The organism is Moorena sp. SIO1F2 (assembly GCF_010672755.1).
In the GTDB taxonomy this organism is placed as follows: domain Bacteria; phylum Cyanobacteriota; class Cyanobacteriia; order Cyanobacteriales; family Coleofasciculaceae; genus Moorena.
In genome coordinates, this window is the sequence record NZ_JAAHFV010000234.1 from 1 (window position 1) to 10,412 (window position 10,412).

Genomic DNA, 10,412 nt, shown 5'->3' on the forward strand with positions numbered 1-10,412 from the left:
TCTGCTTTGTGTCTAATGGCTTTAAAACACCAAGTCTTACCCCCTTGTATTGGGTTGAGGGAACCGGAATGGGATTTGGATTTCGTAACTATAGCGCGTCAGTGCGAAGTCAGGCAGGCGCTATGTTTTAGCTTTGGTTTCGGGGGGCAAAATGCAGTAACCGCCATAGGAATATCCAGCAATTGCCGACATTGAAGCACAATAATATCCTATAGGTGATATCGTTAAGGAAACATTAAGTTTAATTAAATATACAGAACCAATCCTCAGAGGATTTAGGTTCCACCGACTTCATGCCGCAATTAGGAGCAAGCCATAATAGTTATGAAGCCCAACCAATCCCTTTCCTCTGACCAATATTGTGATCAGTCCAAGGATGACTATCCCCAGCACTTGGACAAGCCAGAGGAAGCTTGCGGAGTCTTTGGTATCTATGCACCAGAGCAAGATGTCGCTAAGCTGACTTACTTTGGTCTATTTGCCCTACAGCACCGAGGTCAGGAATCATCAGGGATTGTTACCTTTGATGACAAGCAGCTGCATGTCTACAAGGATATGGGGCTAGTCTCCCAGGTCTTTAATGAAGAAATTTTGGCTCAGCTACCTGGTCAGATAGCAGTTGGTCATAACCGTTACTCTACCACTGGCTCTAGCCACATCGCTAATGCTCAACCAGCCGTGGTGGAAACTCCCTTAGGACCTTTGGCTTTGGCTCATAACGGTAACTTGGTCAACACTATGCAATTACGTGATGATTTACTAAAGCATAACTCGAACTTGATGACCACTACGGATTCAGAACTAATCGCCCTAGCGATCGCGACAGAGGTTAACCATGGCAAAGGGTGGTTGGAAGCAGCAGTGAGTGCCTTTCAATCTTGCCAAGGAGCGTTTAGTTTAGTGATTGGCACACCCGCTGGAATAATGGGTGTTCGTGACCCCAATGGCATTCGCCCTCTAGTGATTGGCACCTTAGGTGAGAATTCTGGGGGCTATGTCCTAGCATCAGAAACCTGTGGTTTAGACATTATCGGTGCTGAGTATCTGCGGGATGTGGAACCGGGAGAATTAGTGTGGATTAATGACGAAGGCATTGCTTCCTTCCACTGGAGTCAAAAGCCAGAGCGCAAAGTTTGCATCTTTGAGATGATTTACTTTGCTCGCCCTGATAGCGTAATGGATGATCAAACTGTGTTTAGCTATCGGTTACGCCTGGGGCGTCAGCTGGCAAGAGAGTCAACACCAGATGCGGACATGGTGATTGCTGTACCCGATTCTGGTGTCCCTGCAGCTATCGGCTTTTCCCGAGAGTCCGGTATTCCTTATGGAGAGGGACTGATTAAAAATCGCTATGTAGGTCGTACCTTTATCCAACCCACTCAGAGTATGCGAGAAACTGGCATCCGCATGAAACTTAATCCCCTCAAAGATGTCTTAGTTGGTAAACGACTGGTACTAGTAGATGACTCCATTGTTCGAGGAAACACCAGCAGCAAACTTATCAAAGCTTTGCGTGATGCAGGTGTGGCTGAGGTACATATGCGAGTGTCATCGCCCCCAGTTACTCATCCTTGCTTCTTTGGAATAGACACGGATAACCAACAGCAACTGATTGCCGCCACCAAGTCAGTGGCAGAAATAGCCAATTATATTGGTGTGGATTCCCTCGCTTATCTTAGTTGGGAGGGAATGATGCTAGCCACAGCGCAAGACTCCAACAGTTTTTGTTCTGCGTGTTTCACAGGTCATTACCCTGTTCCCCTTTCAGAAGAACTCAAGCGTTCTAAATTGATGCTGGAAGAGGTACAGGTTTGAAGGTAATTTGAAGGTAAAAGGTAAAAGGTGGCACCACACTGATAAAACGCTGAAGAAATTATCCTAATCCCTTTGCCTTTTACCTGCCCCCCGATCTTCGGGGGGATAAGGGCAGCCGTGATGATACTGTTGGCGACTTAGTAAATTTATTGAGGTTGCCAATGCTGATCATCCCCTAAAGTTAAGAAATTATACACCACCTCTGCTCACGCCCACCATTGTTCAATGCATAGGTTATGATTATCACTGAGTGATTAAAAACGATTATGGGTGAAGCAAAACGCCGTAAAGCAGCACTGGGAGAAGACTACGGGAAAGAAGCCAACATATTTCCATGGCTCCCGATAACTAAAAGTCAGGGTGAGCAGTTTGTTAAATGGACCACTAGGGGAGCTTGGGCTGGTATTGTGTTTATGATTGTCTTCTGGCTAACGGTTAGATTTATAGGACCTGGATTTGGTTGGTGGCAAGTAAATTAACATCGTGCGACTCCCTAATCACACGGAACTATCGGTTGTACTTCAACTGGTAGTTAGGTTAATTAAAGAATTTCGATAAACATATAGAAACTACTAATGTATATCCCTTGACTCATGAAAATTGTGACAAGGGAGCCAGTTTGCCTTGACCGACAGGTTGATTTTGGGATAGAACAAGGCAAGAGATTAAGGAAAAGATTGACAACAGTCTATTTTTTATAAAAATCCCCCAATTCTATCCTGATTTATATTGAAACATGAAGATTAAATTTTTAATAAACAATAGAAGCTCTAAAATCTAGGAGTGGTGTTTGGAGAACAGACGTGTTTATACGACTTGCAGAGGAGCACCGTCAATTTGTCAGAGATTTAGTAATGAATCTCCAGGCGTTGGCAATTGTACTAGAAAACCAAGGCTATTTAGCCTCCTGCTACACCTGTGGTGGGCAGATGAATAGCGCATCGTTTATGGTTAGCTTGGGGGACAATCACCTGATTCGATTTTTGGTTTCAGATTACGGGATCACTTGGACTGAAATGCGCGATGACCGAGAACTGATGAAGTTGGAAGGTGCTGAAGCAATTGGTCAACTACAAGATCTTGCCAATCTGGTTAAATACCGAATTCGTCCTTCAGAATCTCACCCTGCCCTTAAGTTACCAGTGCCGTGACCTTAGAACTGAGTAAGGCAAAACAGGAATCCAACCAGGATTGGTGACAGCTCCTACACTGACCTTGCAGGTTCAGTGTAGGCTTCCCAGCCAATCCGGGTATCCCTTAGGAGGCGCTGGGCTTTAAGAACGGACTGCCCTTCCGCTCTGTTTTTAATATTTATTGCTGCATTATGATCTCTGTCCAAACTGCAACCGCAGTGAGGACAATCATGCCACCGAACGTGCAGCTTTTTAGGGACTTTTTTGCCACAACTGGAACAATTCTGTGAAGTATTCTGAGCACTTACTGGAATCGCTAACAAGCCAGCATTTAAGGCTTTGCTTGCCAGGATTGTCAGGAAGCTAGACCACCCAGCGTCCAATACAGATTTAGCCAATCGGGTTTTAGCCAGTCCCTTGACGTTTAACTTTTCGTGAGCAATCACGTCATATTTTGACAGCAAATAATTGGCGGTCTTAAAGTGGAAGTCTTTCCGTTTGTCCGCTACTTTCTTATGCTGCCTCCCGAGTTGCTTAACAGCTTTAAATCTATTCTTTCCTCCTTTTTTTCGTCGAGATACTCTCTTCTGGATGACTTTTAGCCTTTTCTGAGACCGTCGATAATATTGAGGAATTCCTACCCTCTCCCCTTCGGAAGTGGTCAAGAATTCTTTAAGACCTACATCGATACCTACTATTGAGTCAGGATTAATATCAGATTTAACTTCAGGGACAGTCTTATCCTCAAGGGACAAAACAAGATAAAACTCATCGCACTTTTTAGTGATGGAAGCTGTTTTAATCTTGAACCCATCAGGGATAGGGCGATGTAAAACAATCTTGACCTTCCCTATTTTAGGTAAATCAATTAGATATCCTTGTAAGCACCCTTCCTTCATCTGAGGGTAAGTAAAAGTGCGATAACGATGCCTTTTCTTGAATCTTGGCCTACCGCTTCTGTTTCCGTTTTTATCTCCTTTTATGAATCTATCAAAAGCCAATTTAACCCTCTTTACGACATCCTGAAGTACCTGTGAATGGATCTCCTTGTACCAGGGATGAGTCTTTTTCAGACCTGGTAAGGTCTTTTTTTGACTGTAGTAATCTGGATTATCTCTTAGCTCGGGCAAATGACAGACAAGAGGACAGGCATTAATAGAGCAACGATTCGCCTCGTACCAATTAAATCGATCCGCCAGTAAGTAGTTGTATTGAGCACAAAGCATCGACAGCCAGCTATCTATGACTACCTTTTGTTTCTTTGATGGTCGCAACCTATACTGGTAGGCGATTCTCACGATGTCCTTTTATCAGTGTATGCTATTAGTGTAACACTGACTTAGAGAAGGTGTCAACAGTTCCATGAAGAAAAAGTTTGCCACAAAAGGAAGATCCGTAAGTGACCTCAAAGCACACTTGGTTTTGACAACAAAATATCGCCGAAAAGTATTTACTGACGGCATGTTGCAGGAATTGCACGATATCTTTGCTGATCTATTAGAAAAATGGGATGGTGATCTGGTGGAATTCAATGGAGAGTCGGATCACGTCCATCTCCTATTTCAATACCATCCAGACATTCAGCTCAGTAATTTGGTTAATAACTTAAAGTCAGTTAGCTCTCGAAAGCTTAGACAGCAATTCAATGATGTCTTGAGTCGCTTCTATAGCAAAAACGTCGTATGGAATAGTTCTTATTTTGTAGCTAGCTGTGGTGGAGTTACTATAACGCAGCTTAAGAATTACATAGAGAACCAGGAAAGGCCAAAGGAATAGCCATCCGCGATTCATCCCACACTCATGCTGCGCATGAGTGTGGGGCTTCTCGCGGGTTCAGCTAAACACAGATATATAGCACAGTTTTATCTATATAATAATTCTGTCTATCTGTGTTTTGATCAACATCAACAGCGAAAGGGAAAAATTGATGGCTGCCTAATTGATGGCTGACTAATTGAGTGTTGAAAGTTAACTATTGACTGTCAACACTTAACTGGAAATACTTCATCGAAAGGAAAAGCCCATAGATTGCTGTACCAACCGCTAAGACCGATGGCTAAGAGCAGCATTGTATACCTTCTCATTTTGCTTGACCGACTTCCACAAATCCACTACAGGCTGAGGATAGTCTACCCCTATTCTTAGCCCATAGCGCTTTTGGTCATCCGATGATAATGTCCAGGGTTCATGGACTTTCCTAGCAGGGACAGAAGTAAGTTCGGGTAGCCAATGTTTGACGTATTTTCCCTGGGGATCATAATCTTTGGATTGTTTCTGAATATTAAAATAGCGAAAACCACGAGCATCATTGCCTACCCCAGCTGTGTAGTTCCAGTTGCCCCAATTGCTACACACATCATAGTCAATCAACAGCGACTCAAACCACTCCGCTCCCATCTGCCAGTTTATCCCCAGATTCTTGGTCAGGAAACTGGCAACATTTTGTCTACCCCGATTGGAGATAAAGCCTGTGGCTTTTAATTCCCGCATATTGGCATCCACTAGGGGAAAACCAGTCATTCCCTCGGTCCACAGGTCAAATCTCTTCCAGTCCACCTTCCATGGTATGCTTACTCCCTGTAATCCAGATTGGCGAAACACTCGATTACCATGCTTGGCACAGATCAATCGGAAATAGTCGCGCCACAGTAACTCAAAGACTAACCAATAAGTGCAGTCGTTTTTAACTCGTTGTGTTTCGTACTCCTGAACCTGTTGATAGATATAACGAGGCGATAGACAACCCAAAGCTAGCCAGGGGGAGAATTTGGAGGAGTAATCTGCTCCCAACATGCCATTTCGGGTTTGTTTGTAACGCTTAAGACAGTCTTTTTGCCAGACGTAGTGATCTAGTCTGGCTAGTCCAGCTGCTTCCCCACCTTTGAACTTTAACACTGCCCGTTGATCAGGGACTGGTGGCTCAAGTCCCAAGTCAGCTAACTGAGGCAATTCACCAACATCTACCTTAGGTAAGGGTGGTAGAGTTTTGGGAGTGGGGAAGGTGGGATAAACTGTGGAAGATTTCTCCACCTGCTTGCGAAATTGGGTAAATACTTCGGGAATGTGGGGAATACCAAAGGGCAATTCATCGATGTGGAATAGGGTAGTGCCCCAAAACGACTTGACTTTTACGCCAATTTGAGCAAGCGCCTTTTTGAGTGCGGATTCGACGGCTAACTCTTCTGAGGTGACTTCCCGGTGATAGTAAACTGCTGAGATTCCTAGTTCTTTTGCTAAAGATGGGATAATCTGTTCGGGTAAACCCCGGCGCACCACTAAATTACTACCAAGATTACTACCAACAGATTTCCTGAGATTGGCAGGGTTAAGCGATCGCAAAGAATTCCGCAAGTCCGCTACACTTTCGAGCAAAAACTGAGCGCGAAATGCACCGGTTTTTGGGAAACCAAAGGAGGTAGTACCAAATTGTCGCTCATCAAAGCAGTACAGGGGGATAATTTGAGCTTTTTCCTGGACAGCTTGATAGAATGGCTCATGGTCATGGATCCGTAAATCGTTGCGATACCAGATCAGGATAAGTTTTTGATTCACAGTGGCTGAGGTCGGTTTTGTTTGATTTTCCCAAGATCCACGAAAGCGCGAAAATCCCATTAGGCCGTAGCCCTTATGTCATCTGATGGTTAGGGGTGCTTTTTGAAGTTGCAGCTTTTTGTAGTCCCATTAGATGGCATGCTGCAACTGCTGTAGCTATTCGCTAGTAGTGCGTTTTTCCAGTTTACCAGCTTAATCCTTGCTCATCAATTGTTCTACTGTGTCTCGGCGTTCGCGTAGCGTGGCCTAAAGGCCATCGAAAAACAGAACATAAAACCAAAACTAGATTTTGACAATCCAGGATTCAGGAATGCTCCTAAGTCTGGCAATTTGGCGCTTAGTAATGGCAAACTTCCTAGGCGCTTTAATGCGGCGAAATAAAACAGTGATTAGAGCCAAGAATTTGGTTTTATTGATGATTTGGTTGAGATGAGTGCTGTGTCATAGCGATAGCTGGGATAATGTCATCTAGTGTGATGTCGAACATGAGGGTGAAGCGAGCATCTGGTATTAAGCAGCGCAGTGCTTGCAGATGGGCTTCTGCTTGATTGCGGCGGCGAAAGCGAGCAACAACGATTCGCTGGCATTTAGGCAGATGGCGGATGATGCGCCAAGGAAATAGTTCGTCTTTATAGCTCATTGATGCACTCCTATTAATTGCTTGTTGTATTCTAGGTAAAGTTTTGTAGTCCCATTTTCATCGAACCGAGTGATGGGCTACTTACAGACTTAAATCCACAGACTTAATTCCAATACATGGTGTAATTATGTTAATTAAGTTATCAAGTGTCTATGCTTAAAATAAGCTTCTGATATAACTTGGGTGTGTAGGCGATGAGCCCAAGGAATGAGAAGCACACAGACAACACAAGGAGAATATAAAATCCGAGTCAACAAACATGCTAACGCCAAGCAGCATTAAGAAACTAGACAAATTGGCCAAGAGGTTGAAGAGCAGTCGCAGCGAGTTGGTAGAGCAGTTTGCTAGAAGTCAAGATGATCCTAGTCTGGTTGCCCAGACACAAATGCTGGAGGTGCGCGCCCGTTCGCGCCCCGCGTCGGCTTTGCCGAAAGACGCGAGCCTAGGCTCGCACCAAAGCGCGAATTTAATAATTAGATGCGGAAAGCGCACCTAGGGTATTTTTGACCGAAAAATCTAAGGGCGCAAGCCCCTGGATTCTATCCCGGAGACGAAACCTTAGGAGAGTGGAGCCTTTATGGTTGGCAGGCTATGCATAAAAAGGTTAAAACTTATTGATTAAGGCTCCACTCTCCTTACGGTAACTTCAAACCATGGGGTTAGCCCGCAGGGAATTTATTCCCTAACCACCCAGGAACTTTTGTGCTAGAATATCGACTATAATAGAAAGCAAGATATCAATACCAAGGAGGTGATTTTAAGTGTTGGTTATGGAGTTCAATGCTGTTCTCAAAGAGCCTCAAAAGTTAGCAATAAATGAAGCTATTAGAACGGCTCGTTTTGTCCGCAACAAGGTACTTCGGTACTGGATGGACAATCGTGGGACCCGAAAGAAAGAACTCTATCGCTATAACACTCAATTAAGAGATGAATTCAAGTTTGTTAAAGACCTCAATAGTCATGCTTGTCAAGCCTCTGTTGAGAACGTAGAACGTGCTATCAAACGTTTCTTTGATAACTGCAAGAATCAAGTCCCTGGGAAGAAGGGTTATCCTCGCTTTAAGAAACATTCTAGGTCAGTCGAGTATAAGCAATCTGGATGGAAGTTATCCCCAGATAAGAAGTTCATAAAATTTACCGACAAGAAAGGCATTGGGCAAGTCAAGCTCAAAGGTACCTGGGACTTGTGGTGTTTCGACCAGAAGCTAATTAAGCGAGTTCGGATTGTTCAAAGAGCCGATGGGTACTATGTCCAGTTTTGTGTCAAAGTAGACAATTATGAGCAATTAGAAGCTACTGGTTTTACTGTTGGCCTAGACGTCGGACTAAAAGAATTTTATACAGACTCTGATGGACATTCCGAGCCTAATCCTAGATTTTACCGAAAAGGTGAGAAACGTTTAAGGTTTTATCAGCGTCGGGTTTCTCGAAAAAAGAAAGGCTCTGCTAACCGAAAGAAAGCCATTAATAGACTAGGCAGGACACACCTCAAAATAAGTAGGCAACGTGAAGAACATGCCAAGAGACTGGTTAGAAGTTACCGTAAGAATAAAGAAGCCTTTATGGTTAGTCGGCTATGCAGAAAAGGGTTAAATCTTTGTTATTAAGGCTTCTTTATTCTAAGGTTTCGTCTCCGGCAAGTTGCGTAATCCGGTCTAACGACCTGGTCGCCTATGAAGATCTGAGGGTTAAGAACCTGGTTAAAAACCACTGTCTTGCCAAGTCTATCAATGATGCAGGTTGGTATCAGTTCCGGGAATGGTTGGAATATTTTGGGAAAAAGTTTGGTCGGATAACTGTTGCAGTGAATCCAGCTTATACAAGTCAGAATTGTTCCAACTGTGGCGAAGTGGTCAAGAAATCGTTATCAACTAGAACCCATGTTTGCAAGTGTGGATGTCAGTTAGATCGAGACCACAACGCCGCTCGAAATATCTTAAGTAGAGCCTTGGGTACGGTGGGGCACACCGGAACCTTCCAAAACGCTTGGGGAGATCTGTCCTCTACTCTTCCTGGCTCCGGCCTGGTCGAGCAAGACGGGTCTACGATCCAAGAATCCCCCGGCATAAGCGCCGTGGGGAGTGTCAATCAGAGATCCAATCAGGTTGGAATCGCAAGGCAGAAGCGGAAGTATAAATTAAGGAGCTAGAAGGGCTACTAGAGGAGTTGAAAAAACGACTTAATGCTAATTTTGCCAACAATCCGGAAGTCTGCGGTGACCTTAGAAGATCATTAGTGAGATGCATCTAACGCGATCGCATATCCTTTCCATCATAGATCGTCCCAGGTCGGCAAAAGATTCCTTAGGTAATCCTGTAGGCATGAACGCTCAACTGGAAAGTGCTAGCGTACAGCATCTTTCAAGTCATTTCATGATACAGTTTTGCATGAATAAACTCTTCCGATGTCTTGGTGCGCGTTCCCATGGCGAAGGAACCTCGCCGGGGTCGCACCGCTATCTAGGAATTCTTGTCACTCTTATCTTCAATAGTATCGGGCTACACTCCTGTACCACTCAAATTAGTCCCTGTCACATTCAAACTGAAGAAGCTCGAAGTATAAGTGTGCAGTCTAATGAGCCTATCTATAACGAGATTTTTGGCAATCAAGAATGCTCACCTCAAAAGCTTGTCTTGAGAATTCCTGTAAACTCAAGACAAGAAATTCCAGATACCAATAGTTTACTGAATCATAGATATACTCCCAAGATTGTAACATTATTAACATTTTCTCATCAAGCTAAAAGTTTTTATATCAGACGTATTGATAACCATAACGACGGATGGGTTTATAAAAAAGCTAGTTGCTTAGCTTGGAAATGGTCTAGGGAAGATGAGCAACAAGTTTTAAATTTAAGTCTGGAGAGAAATCTCCAAATTCGTGACCCTAAAATTAAAAGTGTTATTTTTATAGTTTCTTTGCCCTTTGAAATCAAAGATGCTCAACCCAATGTTGACCTTCAAGTTTACACCTGGGACTTATTTGAAGGAATTTATTATTTAAAACTCAAAAATTATCCCAATTTAAAAGAAATATTAAGACAAAAGGATAGGAGAAGCATTCAAGCCAGTAAGGCATTTCGTGATGGAAAAACTGTTAAACATGAAATTCAAAAAGAATTAAACCAGATAGATGATATTGGCGGAATACATCTTAATAATTTTTTTAAATCCTCCGGTATTTCGCAATAGGTATACTCTGAACTAGGAGTATATTTTTTGAGGTATTCTCCATCCAGTATTGACTCAAAATAATTATTAAGATGTATTCCG

At 43.4% G+C, this 10,412-nt stretch carries 10 protein-coding genes and 1 pseudogene; 7 read left to right on the top strand and 4 right to left on the bottom strand.

Annotated features, from left to right (window positions below; all coding sequences use genetic code 11):
- Positions 1-324: 324 nt before the first annotated feature.
- The 3 genes from purF (at position 325) to F6J94_RS23145 (ending at position 2,966) form a co-directional block, all read left to right on the top strand.
- Positions 325-1,815, top strand: a complete 1,491-nt coding sequence (gene purF, locus F6J94_RS23135) for an amidophosphoribosyltransferase (RefSeq protein ID WP_293044515.1) — start codon at positions 325-327, stop codon at positions 1,813-1,815.
- A 266-nt stretch (positions 1,816-2,081) separates the two neighbouring features.
- Positions 2,082-2,294 carry a DUF2839 domain-containing protein gene (locus tag F6J94_RS23140; protein ID WP_075897373.1) on the top strand — a complete coding sequence of 71 codons (213 nt, stop codon included), beginning with the start codon at positions 2,082-2,084 and terminating at the stop codon, positions 2,292-2,294.
- A gap of 324 nt (positions 2,295-2,618) precedes the next feature.
- Positions 2,619-2,966, top strand: coding sequence for a DUF1815 family protein (locus F6J94_RS23145; protein WP_044492888.1), 348 nt, complete (start codon positions 2,619-2,621; stop codon positions 2,964-2,966).
- Between the two features lie 53 nt (positions 2,967-3,019).
- On the opposite strand, the gene F6J94_RS23150 is transcribed toward F6J94_RS23145, so the two are convergent.
- A complete protein-coding gene (locus F6J94_RS23150) occupies positions 3,020-4,246 on the bottom strand; it encodes a transposase (RefSeq protein ID WP_293044521.1) in 1,227 nt (408 codons plus the stop codon).
- A gap of 64 nt (positions 4,247-4,310) precedes the next feature.
- Between F6J94_RS23150 and tnpA the strand changes: the two genes are divergently transcribed.
- The gene (gene tnpA / locus F6J94_RS23155) at positions 4,311-4,724 is read left to right on the top strand and encodes an IS200/IS605 family transposase (protein WP_293044523.1); all 414 of its coding nucleotides are present in this window, start codon (positions 4,311-4,313) and stop codon (positions 4,722-4,724) included.
- A 267-nt stretch (positions 4,725-4,991) separates the two neighbouring features.
- On the opposite strand, the gene F6J94_RS23160 is transcribed toward tnpA, so the two are convergent.
- The 3 genes from F6J94_RS23160 to F6J94_RS23170 all read right to left on the bottom strand — a co-directional run bounded on the left by F6J94_RS23160 (position 4,992) and on the right by F6J94_RS23170 (position 7,140).
- Complete coding sequence (locus tag F6J94_RS23160) at positions 4,992-6,560, bottom strand: DASH family cryptochrome (protein ID WP_293044525.1); 1,569 nt, start codon at positions 6,558-6,560, stop codon at positions 4,992-4,994.
- 155 nt (positions 6,561-6,715) lie between these two features.
- The gene (locus F6J94_RS23165) at positions 6,716-6,850 is read right to left on the bottom strand and encodes a hypothetical protein (protein WP_293044527.1); all 135 of its coding nucleotides are present in this window, start codon (positions 6,848-6,850) and stop codon (positions 6,716-6,718) included.
- A gap of 59 nt (positions 6,851-6,909) precedes the next feature.
- A complete protein-coding gene (locus F6J94_RS23170; RefSeq protein WP_293044529.1) occupies positions 6,910-7,140 on the bottom strand; it encodes a hypothetical protein in 231 nt (76 codons plus the stop codon).
- A gap of 259 nt (positions 7,141-7,399) precedes the next feature.
- On the opposite strand from F6J94_RS23170, the gene F6J94_RS34385 reads away from it, so the two are divergent.
- The 3 genes and pseudogenes from F6J94_RS34385 to F6J94_RS23180 all read left to right on the top strand — a co-directional run bounded on the left by F6J94_RS34385 (position 7,400) and on the right by F6J94_RS23180 (position 10,331).
- Positions 7,400-7,636, top strand: coding sequence for a ribbon-helix-helix protein, CopG family (locus F6J94_RS34385; RefSeq protein WP_367142259.1), 237 nt, complete (start codon positions 7,400-7,402; stop codon positions 7,634-7,636).
- 274 nt (positions 7,637-7,910) lie between these two features.
- Positions 7,911-9,289 (top strand): annotated as a pseudogene (locus tag F6J94_RS23175) (RNA-guided endonuclease InsQ/TnpB family protein).
- Positions 9,290-9,461: 172 nt separating this feature from the next.
- Entirely contained in the window at positions 9,462-10,331 is an 870-nt protein-coding gene (locus F6J94_RS23180; protein ID WP_293044531.1) for a hypothetical protein, read from the top strand.
- Positions 10,332-10,412 lie beyond the last annotated feature (81 nt).

Bases quoted from the DNA above. Each gene is read 5' to 3' on its own strand.
- tnpA (WP_293044523.1), top strand. From the start codon at position 4,311: ATGAAGAAAAAGTTTGCCACAAAAGGAAGATCCGTAAGTGACCTCAAA.
- F6J94_RS23170 (WP_293044529.1), bottom strand. From the start codon at position 7,140: ATGAGCTATAAAGACGAACTATTTCCTTGGCGCATCATCCGCCATCTG.
- F6J94_RS23140 (WP_075897373.1), top strand. From the start codon at position 2,082: ATGGGTGAAGCAAAACGCCGTAAAGCAGCACTGGGAGAAGACTACGGG.
- F6J94_RS23180 (WP_293044531.1), top strand. From the start codon at position 9,462: ATGAACGCTCAACTGGAAAGTGCTAGCGTACAGCATCTTTCAAGTCAT.
- F6J94_RS23160 (WP_293044525.1), bottom strand. From the start codon at position 6,560: ATGGGATTTTCGCGCTTTCGTGGATCTTGGGAAAATCAAACAAAACCG.
- purF (WP_293044515.1), top strand. From the start codon at position 325: ATGAAGCCCAACCAATCCCTTTCCTCTGACCAATATTGTGATCAGTCC.
- F6J94_RS34385 (WP_367142259.1), top strand. From the start codon at position 7,400: ATGCTAACGCCAAGCAGCATTAAGAAACTAGACAAATTGGCCAAGAGG.